Source organism: Rhizobium sp. LARHSG275 (assembly GCF_052871115.1).
Genome location: NZ_JBIXJN010000010.1, coordinates 1 through 17,433 on the forward strand (window position 1 = coordinate 1; position 17,433 = coordinate 17,433).

Sequence of the window (17,433 nt, forward strand, 5' to 3'; positions counted from 1 at the left end):
GCAAACCGTCTCGCGCAGCACAATGCGACGGAGCAGCACCGCCCCCCTTTATCGAGACGACGATCTCCAAACCGGCCCAACGAAAAATCATGCCCTACATCCATCGGCGACGCTCCCAAATCAAAACGTCGCCAAAACAATCATACGGCCCGCAGTAAAGGAATCCGACCCCCGCAAACCGAGTCAATCCGTCGCACCGACTTATGTATATGCCCTAGCGTAAAAACGGGGAGAGGGGACGTGCCCTGCGAGAGAGATGGGAACGGAGAGGTCGCGGCATGTCCCCTTCGCCCCGCGCGCGGGGGTCCGAAGGACGGGTCGAGACCCGTGGCTCGACCCCGGTCGGTGCCGGCAGGCGGATGAGGGGCATTCCGGTCAGCAGCTTACGCCGACATGCGGGGTATCGTACCAAAAGAACAAGGCCTCGCCGGGATTGCGAGGCCTTGTTTCATGCGGTCGGTCAGCCTGACTTAGTGGGCGAAGCTCATCTTGGGTTTGAACTGCCCTGACGGGGCCTGATCGAAAATCTGGTAGATCTGCGGGTTGCGAAGCGGCGTGCCGCTTTCGTCGTTCATCAGGTTTTGCTCGGAGACATAAGCGACATATTCGCTTTCGTCATTCTCGGCAAGCAGGTGATAGAACGGCTGGTCCCTGCTCGGGCGCACCTCGGCGGGAATGGAATTCCACCATTCCTCCGTATTCGCGAACTCAGGATCAACGTCGAAGATGACGCCACGAAACGGAAAAACCTTGTGCCGAACCACTTCGCCGATACTGAACTTTGCTATTCTTTCTTTCATGGTACGACTTCCTTTCATCACCAAATTTGGTGATTGGTGCCGCGCAAATCAAGATTTGTGCGCGATCTCGTCACATGAACGTCACATCCTCACCATTTGCCGTTCATGACCTGGGAGGCGAAAGCCCCGGCAAGCCGGGACTTTCCATGTTCTGAGCCGATCAGGCCGAATAGTACATGTCGTATTCGACCGGATGCGGCGTCATTTCGAAACGCATCACCTCAGCCATCTTCAGCTCGATGAAGGCATCGATCTGATCGTCGTCGAAGACGCCGCCGGCCGTCAGGAACTTGCGGTCCTTGTCGAGGCTTTCAAGCGCTTCGCGCAGGCTGCCGCAGACGGTCGGGATCTTCTTCAGTTCCTTCGGCGGCAGGTCGTAAAGATCCTTGTCCATGGCCTTGCCGGGATGGATCTTGTTCTTGATGCCGTCGAGGCCGGCCATCAGCATGGCGGCGAAGGCGAGATAGGGGTTGGCGGTCGGATCCGGGAAGCGGACCTCGACGCGTTTGGCCTTCGGGTTGGATCCGAACGGAATGCGGCAGGAAGCCGAGCGGTTACGCGCCGAATAGGCGAGCAGCACAGGGGCTTCGTAACCCGGGACGAGACGCTTGTAGGAGTTCGTCGATGGATTGGTGAAAGCGTTGATCGCCTTGGCATGCTTGATGATGCCGCCGATATAAAACAGGCAGCTCTCGGAAAGGCCGGCATATTCGTCGCCGGCAAAGGTCGGCTTGCCGCCCTTCCAGATCGATTGGTGCACGTGCATGCCCGAGCCGTTGTCGCCGAAGATCGGCTTCGGCATGAAGGTCGCCGTCTTGCCGTAGGCGTTGGCCACCTGGTGGACGACATATTTGTAGATCTGCATCTTGTCGGCGTTGCGCACCAGCGTATCGAACTTGATACCGAGTTCGTGCTGGGCGGCGGCGACTTCATGGTGATGCTTTTCGACGACGACGCCCATCTCGGAGAGCACAGTCAGCATTTCCGAACGCATGTCCTGGGCGCTGTCGACGGGGGGAACCGGGAAATAACCGCCCTTGATGCGCGGGCGATGGCCGAGGTTGCCGGTCTCGTAATCGGTGTCGTCGTTCGACGGCAGTTCGGTCGAATCGAGCTTGAAGCCGGTATTGTAAGGATCGGCCTTGTACTTGACGTCATCGAAGACGAAGAATTCGGCTTCCGGGCCGACGAAAACCGTATCGCCGATGCCGGATGCCTTGAGGTAGGCTTCGGCCTTCTTGGCGGTGCCGCGCGGATCGCGATTATAGGCCTCGCCGGAGACCGGATCGAGGATGTCGCAGACGATGACCATGGTCGACTGGGCGAAGAATGGGTCCATATGCACCGTTTCGGTGTCGGGCATCAGCACCATGTCGGACTCGTTGATGGCCTTCCAGCCGCCGATCGAGGAGCCGTCGAACATCACGCCGTCAGCGAACATGTCTTCATCGACGCAGACGACGTCCATCGTCACATGCTGCAGCTTGCCCTTCGGGTCGGTGAAACGCAGATCGACGAACTTAACGTCGTTCTCCTTGATCTGCTTCAGAATTTCGCTTGCGGTCGCCATTAAGTAGTTTCCTCCGATTTGCGATGACGGTGTGGCTCGGCGATGACGGTAACGGACTTTGCGCGATTGGCAAAGTGGTCAGATGGCATCAATGCCGGTCTCGCCGGTGCGGATGCGGATAACCTCTTCGACGTTGGAAACGAAGATCTTTCCGTCGCCGATGCGGCCGGTCTGCGCCGCCTTGCGGATCGCTTCGATGACGGCTTCCGCGTTCTCGTCGGCCAGTACAACCTCGACTTTTACCTTCGGCAGGAAATCGACGACGTACTCGGCTCCGCGGTAGAGTTCCGTGTGGCCCTTCTGACGGCCGAAACCCTTGGCTTCCGTGACCGTGATACCCTGCAGGCCGACTTCCTGAAGGGCTTCCTTCACTTCGTCCAGCTTGAAAGGCTTAATGATCGCTTCGATCTTTTTCATGAGAAAATGTCTCTCCGCTTCTCCTGTTATGGCAGGAATTTTCCCGCTCGCCGGATATGATGCAGATATCGTGCCAGTTTGAAATCCATCTTATCGAAAAAAGACGTCGATTCTGTCAAAACCGGCGCGTTTACCGGGAATTCTATGTGGTTTTGGTGGCAGAACGGGTGAAAAAACATTGTCTCCGATCAAAATCACATCCGAAACGGAAAAAGTCATGTATTTTCGCAACTGCGAATGCACCTCTCGAGATGATGAAAAGATAGGCAAATGCCTAAATGTCGTTCTTCTCTTTGGTATTCCAGGCGGTTGTTTTTTAGGCGTTTTTTGATTGAATAGGGTGATGATCAAAAACCTGTCCGACCTTCTTCTCACGCCGGCCGAAATGGCCGCCGTCGATACGGCCGCAGCCGCATCCGGCATCGATTCCTTTGCCCTGATGGAAAGGGCAGGCGCCGCGGTTGCCGCCGCGGCTCTGCGCCTTCATCCCGGAGCGCTGCGCTTCGTCGCGCTTTGCGGACCCGGCAACAATGGCGGCGACGCCTATGTCGCAGCACGTCATCTGCAGCAGAGCGGGGCAAGGGTGGCGCTCTTCCACCTCGGCGATCCCGTGAGGCTGAAGGGCGATGCCGCCCGCGCCCGCAGGAGCTGCGCATTGGAGGGACAAGGACTCGACCTCTATCGGCCCGAAACCGGCGACGTCGTCATCGATGGCCTGTTCGGGGCGGGGCTCGGTCGCGCGGTGTCGGCCGATGTGCGCACGCTGATCGGCCGCGTCACGCAGGCCGCTATTCCCGTGCTCGCCATCGATCTGCCCTCCGGCCTCGATGGCCGCACCGGCAAGGTGCTGGGTGCTGCCTTCCGGGCCTGCAACACCATCACCTTCATGACCCGCAAGCCCGGCCATCTGCTGATGCCGGGCAGGGAACTCTGCGGTGAATTGGAGGTCTTCGACATCGGTATCCCCGCTCGTATCGTCAGGGCTGAAGCGGGGGGTGCCATCGCCGAGAACACGCCGGATGCCTGGAAGCGCGTGTTGCCGGCCGAACATCTGGAAACCCACAAATACAAGCGCGGTCATCTCATCGTCTTCTCGGGCGAGGCCGACAAGACGGGTGCCGCGCGCATGTCGGCGACCTCGGGCCTGAAGGCCGGCGCCGGCCTGGTGACGATCGCCGCCCCCCGCGCGGCGATGGCCGCCAATGCGGCGCATCTCACCGCCGTCATGCTGCATGCCATCGACGACGAGGCCGACCTCGGCGACTGGCTCTCCGACAAGCGGCTGCAGACCTTCGTCCTCGGCCCCGGTTTCGGCATCGGCGCCAGGGCGCGCGGCTTCGTCTCGGCCCTTGCCGATCGCCATGTCGTGCTTGATGCCGACGGCATCTCTTCGTTCAAGGACGATCCGCAACAGCTGTTTGATCTTTTCGAGGGTGAGCCGCGGCTGGTGCTGACGCCGCACGAAGGCGAATTCGCGCGGCTCTTTCCCGATATCGGCGGCGACGAAGCGCTCGGCAAGGTGGACAAGGCCTTGGCCGCCGCCCGCCGCGCCAATGCCGCGATTATCTACAAAGGCGCCGATACCGTCATCGCCGCGCCAGACGGCCGTGCGCTCATCAATACCAACGCTCCCGTCTGGCTTGCCACCGCCGGTTCCGGCGACGTACTTGCCGGCATCATCGGCGGATTGCTCGCCCAGGGCCTGCCGGCCTTCGAGGCCGCGGCTGCCGGGGTCTGGCTGCATGGAGAGGCAGGTCAACGCGCCGGCAAAGGGCTGACGGCAGAGGAGCTTGCTGCCGAAGTATTGCCGTTTTAAAGCGTCGCTGCGCGTCCTTTGGGAGGGCGGATGCCGCCATCCGGCGGCGGATCTGCCCGCTGCTGGTCTTCTGCACCTTGAACGCAGAATCTGGACCGTCATCCGACATGTCTGACTGTGGCGCAGTCTGAAGGCCGGCTGAATGACGGCCATTGTCGTCGCGCTCCTTGCATGGCATCTTCCGGCCGGAGGATTCCGCGTCTCGTTGACGGGCTTTCCATTTTTTTGCGTAAGTCTGTCTTTCGACGGAGGCTCGAATGAGTATTGGCCTGATCGCCCTACTTGATGATATCGCGGCATTGGCCAAGGTGGCTGCGGCGTCGCTCGACGATATTGCCGGCCAGGCTGCCAAGGCGGGAGCGAAAGCGGCTGGCGTCGTCATTGATGATGCGGCCGTCACACCCCGCTACGTCACCGGATTTTCGGCAGCACGCGAATTGCCGATCATCGGCAAGATCACGCTCGGCTCGCTGAAGAACAAGCTTCTGATCCTGCTTCCGGCAGCACTGATCCTGAGCCTTGTCGCACCGCAGGCGATCACGCCGCTGCTGATGATTGGCGGGCTTTATCTCTGCTACGAGGGTGTGGAAAAAGTCTACGAACTGGTGCTGCCGCATGCAGCCCATGCCCATGAATCGGCACTCGAGACGACAAGCCTCGATGCCAAATCGCTAGAAGACGAGAAGGTTGCTGGCGCAATCAAGACGGATTTCATCCTGTCGGCCGAAATCATGGCGATTACGCTCGCCGCTGTGCCCTCAGGCAGCATGTTCACGCAAGCCGTCATCCTTGCCGTTGTTGGACTGGGTATCACGATCATGGTCTATGGCGGCGTGGCGCTTATCGTGAAAGCCGATGATCTGGGTCTGATGCTGGCGCGTGTGCGGACGGCATCTCCGATGGGCGCCGCCTTGCGTTCGATCGGGGAGGGGCTTGTCACAGGCATGCCTTATTTTCTGAAAGTACTCGGCATCGTCGGAACGGCCGCCATGATCTGGGTCGGCGGCGGCATCATCGTTCATGGCCTCGAAGCCTATGGCATCAGCGGCCTTGCGCATCTGATCCACGAGGCCGGCGAGGCGACTGCGCATGCGGTTCCCGTTCTGGCATCGGTGCTGCGCTGGGTCGTCGAGGCCGCAGGCGCGGGTATCGTCGGTATCGTCGCCGGCTTGATCGCAATTCCGGTCACAGGCTACGCCGTCTCGCCGATATGGCGGTACCTCAAATCGCTCCTGCCGCGCCGGCGGAAAGAGGCGCTGGCGAACGGGAAGAAATGAAGCTTGCGGCTATCGGCGGGCAAGCCCTGCTTATTTCGCCAGCGCCTGCTGCAGGGCGATTGCTCCATGTGGCGCATTGACCTTGCCCTCATGGATCATGAAGGCGAAGACGTCGCGCGGCTCGACCTTCACCTCGCGATCTCTATCGATCAGCGGCAGGTCATCAGGAATCTTGCCCTCGGCCCAGGTCTCCAGCCGGTCTGCCCAGGCCTTCAGGTCCTTTTCCGGATAGCAGGTCGGGATATCGTCCGATCCCTTCTGCAGCCTGGCATAGACGAAATCGGCCGTGACGTCGGCGATCATCGGATATTCGAAATGTTCGGCGCAAACAGGCGCCACGCCGTATTTCGCCAGCAGCGCGACGAACTCCGGCACCTTGAAGGAATCGTGCCGCACCTCGACCACGTGGCGGAGCGTCAGCCCGTCCTGTTTTGCCGGCAGCAGCTTCAGGAAGGCTTCGAAATCGTCTGCATCGAACCTCTTCGTCGGCGCGAACTGCCAGAGCAGCGGCCCGAGATGATCGCCGAGTTCGCTGATGCCCGATGACAGAAACCGCTCCATCGATTCACCGGCTTCGGCAAGCACCCGCCGATTGGTGACGAAACGTGTCGCCTTCAGCGAAAAGATGAAACCGTCGGGCACGTCAGCCGCCCATTTGGCAAAGACGGCGGGCTTCTGCGTGCTGTAATAGGTGCCGTTGACCTCGATAACCTTCAGCTGGCGGCTGGCATAATTCAGCTCGTCCTTCTGCTTCAGGCTCTCGGGAAAGAAATGCCCGCGCCAGGGCTCGAAGGTCCAGCCGCCGATGCCGGTGCGGATAGTGCCGGATTTCGTCATGTCGTCCTCCCCATTCGCAGCCGCTCAGGCCGCATTGATCTCTTTCGTCATGTAGACGAGCGTCCATCCTGGCCGATAAGGGTTCGGCCGGCGACCCGTTTCCTGAAACCCGAACGCGCTGTAGAGCGCGATATTCCACTCCATCCGCGCATTCGTGTAGAGCCGGATCTCCGGCACGGCCAATTCCCGCGCCTTGCCCTCCAGCCAATGCAGCATCGCCAGCCCATGTCCGGCACCCTGAAAGGCCGGCGAGACCGCGATGCTGAACAGCATGAGGTGATCGGAATGCCGTTCGACGACCACCAGGCCGGCCGTTTGCCCGCCGATCTCGCAGAGCCAGACCTCGCCGCATTCGATCCGCGGCGCGTAATCCTCCGTCACCGGGATCGGCGGAGCACCGAAGAGTTCGGTATAGGGCCGATAGGCGGCTGTTGTCAGCGTCACGATCGTTTCCAGATCATCGGGCGACGCTGGCCGCATCGTCATTCCGCCGCAACCGCCTTCTTCACCGGGCGCCGTTCCAGCAATTCCTTCAGGAACTGTCCGGTATAGGACCGCTTTTCCTTGACGATTGCTTCCGGCGTGCCAGTCGCGACGATCTCACCGCCACCATCGCCGCCTTCGGGGCCGAAATCGAGCACCCAGTCGGCCGTCTTGATGACTTCGAGATTGTGTTCGATCACCACCACCGAATTGCCCTGGTTGACCAGTTCGTGCAGCATTTCGAGCAGCTTGGCGACGTCGTGGAAATGCAGGCCGGTTGTCGGTTCGTCGAGAATGTAGAGCGTGCGTCCCGTCGAGCGTTTCGACAGTTCCTTGGCAAGCTTGACGCGCTGCGCCTCGCCGCCCGAAAGCGTATTCGCCTGCTGGCCGACCTTGATATAACCGAGGCCGACATCCTTCAACGATTGCAGCTTGTCGCGCACGGCAGGCACCGCCGCGAAGAAATCGACGCCTTCCTCCACCGTCATGTCGAGCACGTCGGCGATAGACCTCTGTTTGAAGGTGACGTCGAGTGTCTCGCGATTGTAGCGCTTGCCGTGGCAGACGTCGCAGGTGACGTAGACATCGGGCAGGAAGTGCATCTCGATCTTGATGACGCCGTCTCCCTGGCAGGCCTCGCAGCGTCCGCCCTTGACGTTGAAGGAGAAGCGGCCCGGCTGGTAGCCGCGGGCCTTTGCCTCCGGCAGACCGGCGAACCAATCTCGGATCGGCGTGAAGGCGCCGGTATAGGTCGCCGGGTTCGAGCGCGGGGTGCGGCCGATCGGCGATTGGTCGATATCGATCACCTTGTCGATATGCTCGAAACCGTCGATGCGGTCGTGATCGGCTGGGTTTTCACGCGCGCCCATGACGCGCCTTGCCGCCGATTTATAGAGCGTTTCGACCAGGAAGGTGGATTTGCCGCCGCCGGAAACGCCGGTTACCGCCGTAAACACCCCGAGCGGGATCGACGCCGTGACGTTCTTGAGATTGTTGCCACGCGCCCCGACTACCTTGATCTCGCGGCCCTTCTTCGGCTTGCGGCGCTCATTGGGAACCGGAACGCCGAGCTCGCCCGACAGATATTTGCCGGTCAGCGAGTTTGGATTGTCCATGATATCCTGCGGCGTGCCGTGGGCGATCACCTGGCCGCCGTGAATGCCGGCTGCCGGGCCGATATCGACCACGTCGTCGGCCGACAGGATCGCATCCTCGTCATGTTCGACGACGATGACGGTGTTGCCGATGTCGCGCAGGTGCTTCAGCGTGTCGAGCAGCCGGGCGTTGTCGCGCTGATGCAGGCCGATCGACGGCTCGTCGAGCACGTAAAGCACGCCTGTCAGTCCCGAGCCGATCTGCGAGGCAAGCCGGATGCGCTGGCTTTCGCCGCCCGACAGCGTGCCGGAATTGCGCGACAGGCTGAGATATTCCAGGCCGACGTCATTGAGGAAGCGCAGCCGGTCGCGGATTTCCTTGAGGATGCGCACGGCGATCTCGTTCTGCTTGGCGTTGAAGCTTGCCGGCAGCGTCTCGAACCAGTCACGGGCGACGCGGATCGACATCGCGGTCACTTCGCCGATATGCAGCGTGTCGATCTTCACCGCCAACGCCTCCGGCTTCAGGCGGAATCCGTTGCAGGAAGGGCAGGGGGCGGCCGACATGAAGCGTTCGATATCCTCGCGCGCCCAAGCGGAATCGGTCTCCTTCCAGCGGCGCTCGAGGTTGGTGATGATGCCTTCGAAATTCTTCTGCGTCGTATAGGAGCGGGCGCCATCGGCATAATGGAATTCGATCTTGTCGTTAGTGCCGTTGAGGATGACGTCCTTGGCCTCGTCGGAGAGATCGTTCCAGCGGGTGCCGAGCTTGAAGCCGTAATGTTTGCCGAGCGCTTCCAGCGTCTGGTTGTAATAGGGCGAGGTCGACTTGGCCCAGGGCGCGATCGCCCCGTCGCGCAGCGTCCGTTCGGGCTCGGGCACGATCAGATCCGCATCGATCTTCTGCTGGGCGCCGAGGCCGTCGCAGGTCGGGCAGGCGCCGAACGGGTTGTTGAAGGAGAAGAGCCTGGGTTCGATCTCGGGAATGGTAAAGCCCGATACTGGGCAGGCGAATTTCTCCGAAAACAGCACGCGTTCATGCGTCTCGTTCAGCGACTTGTTGGCCGAACCGCCGGCCGACGTCTCTTCCGGCGGCAGCGGCTTGTCGGCGAATTCGGCAACCGCCAGCCCGTCGGCGAGCTTCAGGCAGGTCTCCAGACTGTCCGCCAGGCGTGCCGAGACATCCGAGCGCACGACGATGCGGTCGACCACCACGTCGATGTCGTGCTTGTATTTCTTGTCGAGAACCGGCGCCTCGGCGATCTCGTAGAACTGGCCGTCGACCTTGACGCGCTGGAAGCCTTTCTTCATCAGCTCCGCCAGTTCCTTCTTGTATTCGCCCTTGCGCCCGCGCACGAGCGGCGCAAGGATATAAAGACGGGTACCCTCGCCGAAATCGAGGATGCGGTCGACCATCTGGCTGACGGTCTGGCTCTCGATCGGCAGGCCGGTTGCCGGCGAATAGGGAACGCCGACGCGGGCAAAGAGCAGGCGCATATAGTCGTAGATCTCGGTGACGGTCCCGACCGTCGAGCGCGGGTTGCGCGAGGTGGTCTTCTGCTCGATCGAGATCGCCGGCGACAGCCCGTCGATCTGGTCGACATCGGGCTTCTGCATCATCTCGAGGAACTGCCGGGCATAGGCCGACAGGCTCTCGACATAGCGCCGTTGGCCCTCGGCATAGATCGTGTCGAAAGCAAGCGAGGATTTGCCGGAACCCGAAAGCCCGGTCATGACGATCAGCTTGTTACGCGGCAGATCGAGATCGATGCTCTTAAGATTATGCTCGCGCGCGCCGCGGATGGAGATCGTCTTCAGTTCGCTCATCGTCTCTGCTTTGGTTTTCTGGATAACAGCCCTTATTTAGTGATGCCGACGGGCGAGTCGAGGCTGAATATCCGCAAGGGCTCAAGGTTTTCGATTCTGTTGACAGGATCATACGGATAACCTAGAACAAATAAAGAACAAAAATCCTGATGGATGCATGCGGCTTTCTGATGGATAAACATGTGGATTAAATGCCGCCCATGCGCATCGGCGGTCCGTGATGGTTTAAGGTGCGCCGATCGATTAAACGCCGCCGGGCAGGGCGGCAGGCAGGGTGAGAAGCATGGCTGGTAGCGTGAATAAGGTAATTCTGATTGGAAACGTCGGCGCGGACCCGGAAATCCGCCGCACTCAGGATGGCCGGCCGATCGCCAATATCCGGCTTGCAACCTCGGAGACCTGGCGCGACCGCAATTCCGGCGAGCGCCGCGAAAAGACCGAATGGCACACGATCGTCGTCTTCAACGAAGGCCTCTGCAAGGTCGTCGAGCAATATGTGAAGAAGGGCGCCAAGCTCTATATCGAAGGCCAGCTGCAGACCCGCAAATGGCAGGACCAGCAGGGCCAGGACCGTTACAGCACGGAAGTGGTGCTGCAGGGTTTCGGTTCGACGCTGACGATGCTCGACGGCCGCGGCGAAGGCGGCGGTGCGAGCGGCGGCCGTGGCAGCGCCGGTGGCGGCAACGATTATGGCGACGACTACGGCGCCCCGGCTCCCTCCTCATCACCCAGCCGCGGCGGTGGCGGCGGCGGCAACTTCTCGCGGGATCTCGACGACGACATCCCGTTCTGATCGTTAGGCTTTCGCAGTTTTGTGAAAGACTGGAGAGCATGGCGTCCATAACGGCGTCATGCTCTCCTTTGTTTTCGCGGCAGATCGTTCAGACCGCGGCCTCAATCGTCTACGGCCGTTTCAGTGCGGCGTCGCGCTGATCAGATTGAACGCCGACTTAGCCCCGTCGACGACGAACTGTGCGGCAAGGGCGGCCAGGATGACGCCGAGGAGCCGTGTCAGGATGGCCCGGCCGGTGACGCCGAGGAAACGGTCCAGCCTTTCAGCGATGAGCAGCATGACGAAGGTCAGCAGCAGATTGGCGGCAAGGACGCCGATCAGCTGGGCTTTCCCGATCGAGGTGGCGAGCGTGCCGGCTAGCAGGATCGTCGCCGAGATCGCACCCGGACCTGATATCAGCGGCAAGGCGAGGGGAAAGACGGCGATATTCTCGATATGATCCTTGGTGATCGCCGCCTCGGTCGCCTTCTCCTTGCGCTCCTGCCGCCTCTCGAACACCATCTCGAAGGCGATCCAGAACAGCAGCAGGCCGCCGGCGATGCGGAAGGCGCCGATCGAAATCCCGAGCACGCCGAGCACGCCGGCGCCAAACAGCGCGAAGACGGCAAGGATGATGAAGGCGATGACCGAGCCGCGCAGCGCCACCTGCTTGCGCTCGGTCCGGCTCATGCCTGTCGTCAGGCCCAGAAAGATCGGCGCAAGCCCCGGTGGATCGATGGTGACGAGCAGCGTCGTGAAGGCGTTGATCAATTGGTCGGCGCTTGCCATCGGCTCTCCGGAACCCCATATGGGTGCGTGGTTCTAATGATTGTGAAGCGGGGATTTCGATTTGGCAAATATCCCGCGGCGGCCCGCGGCGGATTTGTCCGGTCCGGCCGCGAAACTTGCATGTTTTACCCTCTTTAAGCCGCAAAAGCCTGTTCAAAACGCGCTGTGAAATTGGCGCGGCAACAGGCTTTCCGCTATAAATCTTCCAGTGATTCTAGAAGAGATCGTGATCTGTTTTGACTGAGCAAACACCCCCCGGCGGCGGGAAGCTCCCGCCAGGCATCGAGCCCATCTCCATCATGGAGGAAATGCAGCGGTCGTATCTCGATTACGCCATGAGCGTCATCGTTAGCCGCGCGTTGCCCGACGTGCGCGACGGCCTGAAGCCCGTGCACCGGCGCATCCTCTACGGCATGTCCGAGCTCGGCATCGACTGGAACAAGAAATACGTCAAATGCGCCCGCGTCACCGGTGACGTGATGGGTAAATTCCATCCGCACGGCAACTCTGCGATCTATGATGCGCTCGCCCGCATGGCGCAGCCCTGGTCGCTGCGGCTGCCGCTGATCGACGGTCAGGGCAATTTCGGCTCAGTCGATGGTGACCCGCCAGCGGCCGAACGTTACACCGAATGCCGCCTCGAAAAGGCTGCTCATTCGCTGCTCGACGATCTCGACAAGGAAACCGTCGATTTCCGCGACAACTACGACGGCACGCTGTCCGAACCGGTCGTGGTCCCTGCCAAGTTCCCGAACCTGCTCGTCAACGGCGCCGGCGGCATCGCCGTCGGCATGGCGACCAACATCCCGCCACACAATCTCTCCGAGGTCATCGACGGCTGCGTCGCGCTGATCGACGATCCGGCAATCGAACTGCCGGAACTGATGCAGATCATTCCCGGCCCCGATTTCCCCACAGGTGCGAAGATCCTCGGCCGTGCCGGCATCCGCTCCGCCTATGAGACCGGCCGCGGATCCGTCATCATGCGCGGCGTCGCCGCTATCGAGCCGATGCGCGGTGACCGCGAGCAAATCATCATCACCGAGATTCCCTATCAGGTGAATAAGGCAACGATGATCGAGAAGATGGCCGAGCTGGTGCGCGACAAGCGCATCGAAGGCATCTCCGACCTGCGTGACGAATCCGACCGCCAGGGTTATCGCGTCGTCGTCGAGCTGAAGCGCGATGCCAATGCCGAGGTCATCCTCAACCAGCTTTATCGTTATACGCCGCTGCAGACGTCCTTCGGCTGCAACATGGTGGCGCTGAACGGCGGCAAGCCCGAACAGTTGACCCTGCTCGACATGCTGCGCGCCTTCGTCTCCTTCCGCGAAGAAGTCGTTAGCCGGAGAACGAAATTCCTGCTGCGCAAGGCGCGTGACCGCGCCCATGTGTTGGTCGGTCTCGCCATTGCCGTCGCCAATATCGACGAGGTCATCCGCGTCATCCGCCAGGCGCCCGATCCGCAGTCGGCTCGTGAAGAGCTGATGACCCGCCGCTGGCCGGCGGAAGATGTCGAAAGCCTGATCCGTCTGATCGACGATCCGCGCCATCGCATCAACGAGGATCTCACCTACAACCTCTCGGAAGAGCAGGCCCGGGCCATCCTCGAACTGCGCCTTGCCCGCCTGACGGCCCTTGGCCGCGACGAAATCGGCGACGAACTCAACAAGATCGGCGAGGAAATCAAGGATTACCTCGATATCCTCTCCTCGCGCGTCCGTATCCAGACTATCGTCAAGGATGAACTCATCGCCGTCCGCGACGAGTTCGGCACACCGCGCCGCACCGAGATCGTCGATGGCGGTCTCGAAATGGACGACGAGGATCTGATCGCCCGCGAAGACATGGTCGTCACCGTCTCGCATCTCGGTTACATCAAGCGCGTGCCGCTGACCACCTACCGCGCCCAGCGCCGCGGCGGCAAGGGCCGCTCCGGCATGACGACCCGCGACGAGGATTTTGTTAGCCGGCTATTCGTCGTCAACACCCATACGCCGGTGCTGTTCTTCTCCTCGCGTGGCATCGTCTACAAGGAGAAGGTCTGGCGCCTGCCGATCGGCACGCCGACTTCGCGCGGCAAGGCGCTGATCAACATGCTGCCGCTCGCGCCCGGAGAGCGCATCACCACCATCCTGCCTTTGCCCGAGGACGAGGCGAGCTGGGACAATCTCGACGTCATGTTCTCGACGACGCGCGGCACGGTCCGCCGCAACAAGCTGTCGGACTTCGTCCAGGTCAACCGCAACGGCAAGATCGCCATGAAGCTCGAGGAGGAGGGCGACGAAATCCTCTCCGTCGAGACCTGCACCGAACATGACGACGTGCTGCTGACGACCGCACTCGGTCAGTGCATCCGCTTCTCCGTCGACGATGTCCGGGTCTTTGCCGGCCGCAACTCGATCGGCGTGCGCGGCATCAATCTCGGCGATCGCGACCGCATCATCTCCATGACGATCGTTGGTCATGTCGATGCCGAGCCGTGGGAGCGCGCTGCCTATCTCAAGCGTTCCGCCACTGAACGCCGGGCGACGGGCGTGGATGAAGAGGATATTGCGCTGGTCGGTGAAGAAGTCACCGAGGAGGGACAGCTCTCCGACGAGCGCTATGAAGAGCTGAGAGCACGCGAACAATTCGTGCTCACCGTCTCCGAAAAGGGCTTCGGCAAGCGTTCGTCCTCCTACGACTTCCGTATCTCCGGCCGCGGCGGCAAGGGCATCCGCGCCACCGATACGTCCAAGACCGCCGAGATCGGCGAGCTGGTCGCGGCCTTCCCGGTCGATGACGGCGACCAGATCATGCTGGTCTCCGATGGCGGCCAGCTGATCCGTGTGCCGGTCGGCGGCATCCGCATCGCCAGCCGCGCCACCAAGGGCGTCACCATCTTCTCGACGGCCAAGGACGAGAAGGTCGTCTCGGTCGAGCGCATCAGCGAGCCGGAGGAGGAGGAGACGGAGGAGGCTGTCGAGGTCGCCGAAGGCGCCCCTGGTACCGACGAAGGTGCTGCCGAAAGTGGCGGCGGCGAGGCGCCGATTGCCGATGGCGATCCGGCCGGGCCTGCCGAGGAATGATCAAGTGAACGGGGCGGCTTCGAGCCGCCCTTTTCTTTTCACGCGGCCCATCTTCTTTTCAAGTCGGATTGTGGTTCAGGACTACGCCCCAAGAAAAAGCCGGACGCTGGGTGGCATCCGGCTTTGAATGGCCCTGGCGACGGAAGGGTGCCGCGGAAAAAGGAGAGAAAGGAACGTCAGAACGCTTTATGTTTTTCGTTCAGAGCCTTCACCTCTTCGCCTTCGCGCTGGAGCGCTGAAATCGTCGAGGCCACAGACACGATAAACATGACGCTGATAAGGGCCGTGAGCATTGTCAAGATCGTGAACATAGGCATTCCTTTCCTGGGGAGTTGCGTTCTCGCCCCTCAGTACTGGCCCAGCACAGCCGTACGGGCCGAAGCATAGGGACCATAAACCTTGGACGTATCAACCTTCTGATCATAGAGAGCGACAGTTGCGGTCAACATGCCCGTGACCATTACCATCCAGAGCACGTTAATCATCGTAATCTTGCCGGGCATTTTTATTCCTTCCGCGCCGCATCTATGTATCGGTTGAATGAACGCATCCGTCTGTAAATGGTTCCGCCGGATGTTGATCGGGTGTTTACCAATGGCGATCTGAAGCGACCTTGAATGTCTCGTTCATCTGGCGTTCAGATTCGAAGCTCCGCGCAGCCGGCCCTGGGCGCGCACGATCGCCGCATGCTCGGCGAGCTCCGGCCGTACCCAGCTCACCTCGTAGCGATCGGCGAAATAGCCATAGGCCATCTCGGCGGCGAGAGAGAAAACGACGGCAAGTGCAACGAGCACGATCAGCATGGACTTGGTCTTTCGGGGAGTGCCGGATGCCGGAATGGCAGCGGCTGCCTTGATGATCCACGTTGGCAGATCCCGTCTGAAACCGCCTTGAACGGCACATTCATCCGCCGTTCAGTCGCCCGGAACGACTGGCCAAATCACTTGCGGCAAGCCGGCATCCGTGACAAAAGGCGTCAAACCAACGGCCGGACCAGATGACGACAGCTTTTTATCCGGGGTCCTTCGACCCGATCACCAATGGGCATGTGGATGTTCTGGTCCAGGCGCTGAACGTCGCCGAAAAGGTGATCGTCGCGATTGGCATCCATCCCGGCAAGGCGCCGCTCTTCTCCTTCGAAGAGAGAGCCGAGCTGATCCGCCGTTCGCTGGCCGAAGCGCTGCCTCGCAAGACCGGCGACATCGCCGTCGTCGCCTTCGACAATCTGGTCGTCGATGCCGCCCGCACCCATGGCGCCACGCTGTTGATCCGCGGCCTTCGCGACGGCACCGATCTTGATTATGAAATGCAGATGGCCGGCATGAACCGGACGATGGCGCCCGATATCCAGACCATCTTTTTGCCGGCGGGCACGGCCTCGCGGCCCATTACCGCCACATTGGTCCGCCAGATCGCCGCCATGGGCGGCGATGTCAGCGCTTTCGTTCCGGCCGCCGTCTTGCAGGCCCTCACATCCAAGCGCTCAAACTAGTAAGAACAAAGCAAAGACTAGGCGGAACCCGCCGCAATGGAGCTCACATGAAACTCTTTTATCTCGCATTTGCCGGCGTGTTGTATCTCGCCTCCTTCGCGGGGGATGCTTTTGCCCAGTCGGCCGATCACTATCTCACCATCCAGCTGAAGAACGGCCCTGTCGTCATCGAGCTCATGCCTGAGGTGGCGCCGAAGCATGTCGCCCAGATCGAGGCGCTGGCCAAGAAGGGCGAATATGACAACGTCGCCTTCCACCGCGTCATCGACGGCTTCATGGCTCAGACCGGCGACGTCAAATACGGCAATATGGAAAAGGGCTTCGATGCGAGCCTCGCCGGCACCGGCTCCTCGGATATGCCCGATATCCCGGCCGAATTCTCCAAGACCCCGTTCGTGCGCGGCACGGTCGGCATGGCCCGCTCGCAGGATCCGAATTCCGCCAATTCGCAGTTCTTCATCATGTTCGCCGACGGTTCCTTCCTGAACGGCCAGTACACCGTCGTCGGCAAGGTCGTCTCCGGCATGGAAAACGTCGACAAGATCAAGAAGGGCGAAGGCCAGAACGGCGAAGTCAAAAGCCCAGACTGGATGATCAAGGTCACCCTGGGCAAGAAGTAAGTTACGAGAGAAACAAGAGGAGAAGGCAAATGGCCGAGATCAAGGATCCCGAAAACACCGTCATTCTGGAAACCACCAAGGGCAAGGTTGTCATTCAGCTTTTGCCGCAGGTCGCCCCGGAACATGTCGCCCGCATCAAGGAACTCGCCCGCGAGGAGGCCTATGACGGCGTCGTCTTCCACCGCGTCATCCAGGATTTCATGGCCCAGACGGGCGATGTCGAATTTGGCAAGAAGGGCTCGGAGACCTTCAATCCCGGCCGCGCCGGCATGGGCGGCTCTTCGAAGCCGGACCTGAAGGCTGAATTCTCGGCGACCACGCATACCCGCGGCACCTGCTCGATGGCCCGTTCGCAGAACCCGAACTCGGCCAATTCGCAGTTCTTCATCTGCTTCACCGACGCGCCCTGGCTGAACAAGCAGTATTCGGTCTGGGGTCAGGTCATCGAAGGCATGGACAATGTTGACAAGATCAAGCGCGGCGAGCCAGTTTCCGATCCGGACTCGATCGTCTCCATGCGGGTTGCCGCCGACGTCTGATTGTGATTTCTGCTGAAACCCGCCCTTGC

16 protein-coding genes and 1 pseudogene are annotated in these 17,433 nt (G+C 61.0%); 7 read left to right on the top strand and 10 right to left on the bottom strand.

Annotated elements, in window-relative coordinates; translation table 11 throughout:
• Nucleotides 1–470: 470 nt before the first annotated feature.
• The 3 genes from hspQ to ACIPSK_RS14910 all read right to left on the bottom strand — a co-directional run bounded on the left by hspQ (nt 471) and on the right by ACIPSK_RS14910 (nt 2,787).
• Nucleotides 471–800: a heat shock protein HspQ gene (gene hspQ / locus ACIPSK_RS14900; protein ID WP_003559363.1), complete on the bottom strand. Its 330-nt coding sequence runs from the start codon at nt 798–800 to the stop codon at nt 471–473.
• Nucleotides 801–960: 160 nt separating this feature from the next.
• Nucleotides 961–2,370: a type I glutamate--ammonia ligase gene (gene glnA, locus ACIPSK_RS14905; protein ID WP_017964276.1), complete on the bottom strand. Its 1,410-nt coding sequence runs from the start codon at nt 2,368–2,370 to the stop codon at nt 961–963.
• Between the two features lie 78 nt (nt 2,371–2,448).
• Entirely contained in the window at nt 2,449–2,787 is a 339-nt protein-coding gene (locus ACIPSK_RS14910; RefSeq protein WP_015339877.1) for a P-II family nitrogen regulator, read from the bottom strand.
• Nucleotides 2,788–3,130: 343 nt separating this feature from the next.
• On the opposite strand from ACIPSK_RS14910, the gene ACIPSK_RS14915 reads away from it, so the two are divergent.
• Both ACIPSK_RS14915 and ACIPSK_RS14920 read left to right on the top strand, forming a co-directional pair.
• A complete protein-coding gene (locus tag ACIPSK_RS14915) occupies nt 3,131–4,603 on the top strand; it encodes an NAD(P)H-hydrate dehydratase (RefSeq protein WP_162119248.1) in 1,473 nt (490 codons plus the stop codon).
• A 257-nt stretch (nt 4,604–4,860) separates the two neighbouring features.
• Entirely contained in the window at nt 4,861–5,880 is a 1,020-nt protein-coding gene (locus ACIPSK_RS14920; protein ID WP_162119249.1) for a DUF808 domain-containing protein, read from the top strand.
• A 30-nt stretch (nt 5,881–5,910) separates the two neighbouring features.
• On the opposite strand, the gene ACIPSK_RS14925 is transcribed toward ACIPSK_RS14920, so the two are convergent.
• The 3 genes from ACIPSK_RS14925 to uvrA are packed head-to-tail and all read right to left on the bottom strand — an operon-like array spanning nt 5,911 to nt 10,121.
• Nucleotides 5,911–6,717, bottom strand: coding sequence for a DUF72 domain-containing protein (locus tag ACIPSK_RS14925; protein ID WP_162119250.1), 807 nt, complete (start codon nt 6,715–6,717; stop codon nt 5,911–5,913).
• 24 nt (nt 6,718–6,741) lie between these two features.
• The gene (locus ACIPSK_RS14930) at nt 6,742–7,203 is read right to left on the bottom strand and encodes a GNAT family N-acetyltransferase (RefSeq protein WP_162119251.1); all 462 of its coding nucleotides are present in this window, start codon (nt 7,201–7,203) and stop codon (nt 6,742–6,744) included.
• On the bottom strand, nt 7,200–10,121 hold the full coding sequence (gene uvrA / locus ACIPSK_RS14935; RefSeq protein WP_162119252.1) for an excinuclease ABC subunit UvrA: 2,922 nt from the start codon (nt 10,119–10,121) through the stop codon (nt 7,200–7,202). The genes ACIPSK_RS14930 and uvrA overlap by 4 nt, the downstream gene beginning before the upstream one ends.
• A 283-nt stretch (nt 10,122–10,404) precedes the next feature.
• On the opposite strand from uvrA, the gene ACIPSK_RS14940 reads away from it, so the two are divergent.
• Complete coding sequence (locus tag ACIPSK_RS14940) at nt 10,405–10,914, top strand: single-stranded DNA-binding protein (RefSeq protein ID WP_162119253.1); 510 nt, start codon at nt 10,405–10,407, stop codon at nt 10,912–10,914.
• 120 nt (nt 10,915–11,034) lie between these two features.
• On the opposite strand, the gene ACIPSK_RS14945 is transcribed toward ACIPSK_RS14940, so the two are convergent.
• Nucleotides 11,035–11,682 (bottom strand): MarC family protein, encoded by a 648-nt coding sequence (locus ACIPSK_RS14945; protein WP_017964283.1) that lies wholly within the window; start codon nt 11,680–11,682, stop codon nt 11,035–11,037.
• Nucleotides 11,683–11,918: 236 nt separating this feature from the next.
• On the opposite strand from ACIPSK_RS14945, the gene gyrA reads away from it, so the two are divergent.
• Nucleotides 11,919–14,753: a DNA gyrase subunit A gene (gene gyrA, locus ACIPSK_RS14950; protein ID WP_162119254.1), complete on the top strand. Its 2,835-nt coding sequence runs from the start codon at nt 11,919–11,921 to the stop codon at nt 14,751–14,753.
• A gap of 176 nt (nt 14,754–14,929) precedes the next feature.
• On the opposite strand, the gene ACIPSK_RS14955 is transcribed toward gyrA, so the two are convergent.
• From ACIPSK_RS14955 to ACIPSK_RS14965, 3 genes and pseudogenes are all read right to left on the bottom strand, one after another.
• Nucleotides 14,930–15,064, bottom strand: a complete 135-nt coding sequence (locus ACIPSK_RS14955; RefSeq protein WP_260059105.1) for a hypothetical protein — start codon at nt 15,062–15,064, stop codon at nt 14,930–14,932.
• Nucleotides 15,065–15,100: 36 nt separating this feature from the next.
• Entirely contained in the window at nt 15,101–15,256 is a 156-nt protein-coding gene (locus ACIPSK_RS14960; protein ID WP_003539654.1) for a hypothetical protein, read from the bottom strand.
• Nucleotides 15,257–15,379: 123 nt separating this feature from the next.
• Nucleotides 15,380–15,660 (bottom strand): annotated as a pseudogene (locus ACIPSK_RS14965) (hypothetical protein).
• A 90-nt stretch (nt 15,661–15,750) separates the two neighbouring features.
• On the opposite strand from ACIPSK_RS14965, the gene coaD reads away from it, so the two are divergent.
• From coaD to ACIPSK_RS14980, 3 genes are read left to right on the top strand one after another with little or no spacing between them, the layout of a single operon-like run.
• Entirely contained in the window at nt 15,751–16,245 is a 495-nt protein-coding gene (gene coaD / locus ACIPSK_RS14970; RefSeq protein ID WP_162119255.1) for a pantetheine-phosphate adenylyltransferase, read from the top strand.
• 47 nt (nt 16,246–16,292) lie between these two features.
• The gene (locus ACIPSK_RS14975) at nt 16,293–16,865 is read left to right on the top strand and encodes a peptidylprolyl isomerase (RefSeq protein WP_162119256.1); all 573 of its coding nucleotides are present in this window, start codon (nt 16,293–16,295) and stop codon (nt 16,863–16,865) included.
• Between the two features lie 29 nt (nt 16,866–16,894).
• Entirely contained in the window at nt 16,895–17,404 is a 510-nt protein-coding gene (locus ACIPSK_RS14980; protein ID WP_162119257.1) for a peptidylprolyl isomerase, read from the top strand.
• Nucleotides 17,405–17,433 lie beyond the last annotated feature (29 nt).

Bases quoted from the DNA above. Each gene is read 5' to 3' on its own strand.
- hspQ (WP_003559363.1), bottom strand. From the start codon at position 800: ATGAAAGAAAGAATAGCAAAGTTCAGTATCGGCGAAGTGGTTCGGCAC.
- glnA (WP_017964276.1), bottom strand. From the start codon at position 2,370: ATGGCGACCGCAAGCGAAATTCTGAAGCAGATCAAGGAGAACGACGTT.
- ACIPSK_RS14910 (WP_015339877.1), bottom strand. From the start codon at position 2,787: ATGAAAAAGATCGAAGCGATCATTAAGCCTTTCAAGCTGGACGAAGTG.
- ACIPSK_RS14915 (WP_162119248.1), top strand. From the start codon at position 3,131: ATGATCAAAAACCTGTCCGACCTTCTTCTCACGCCGGCCGAAATGGCC.
- ACIPSK_RS14920 (WP_162119249.1), top strand. From the start codon at position 4,861: ATGAGTATTGGCCTGATCGCCCTACTTGATGATATCGCGGCATTGGCC.
- ACIPSK_RS14925 (WP_162119250.1), bottom strand. From the start codon at position 6,717: ATGACGAAATCCGGCACTATCCGCACCGGCATCGGCGGCTGGACCTTC.
- ACIPSK_RS14930 (WP_162119251.1), bottom strand. From the start codon at position 7,203: ATGACGATGCGGCCAGCGTCGCCCGATGATCTGGAAACGATCGTGACG.
- uvrA (WP_162119252.1), bottom strand. From the start codon at position 10,121: ATGAGCGAACTGAAGACGATCTCCATCCGCGGCGCGCGCGAGCATAAT.
- ACIPSK_RS14940 (WP_162119253.1), top strand. From the start codon at position 10,405: ATGGCTGGTAGCGTGAATAAGGTAATTCTGATTGGAAACGTCGGCGCG.
- ACIPSK_RS14945 (WP_017964283.1), bottom strand. From the start codon at position 11,682: ATGGCAAGCGCCGACCAATTGATCAACGCCTTCACGACGCTGCTCGTC.
- ACIPSK_RS14955 (WP_260059105.1), bottom strand. From the start codon at position 15,064: ATGTTCACGATCTTGACAATGCTCACGGCCCTTATCAGCGTCATGTTT.
- ACIPSK_RS14960 (WP_003539654.1), bottom strand. From the start codon at position 15,256: ATGCCCGGCAAGATTACGATGATTAACGTGCTCTGGATGGTAATGGTC.
- coaD (WP_162119255.1), top strand. From the start codon at position 15,751: ATGACGACAGCTTTTTATCCGGGGTCCTTCGACCCGATCACCAATGGG.
- ACIPSK_RS14975 (WP_162119256.1), top strand. From the start codon at position 16,293: ATGAAACTCTTTTATCTCGCATTTGCCGGCGTGTTGTATCTCGCCTCC.
- ACIPSK_RS14980 (WP_162119257.1), top strand. From the start codon at position 16,895: ATGGCCGAGATCAAGGATCCCGAAAACACCGTCATTCTGGAAACCACC.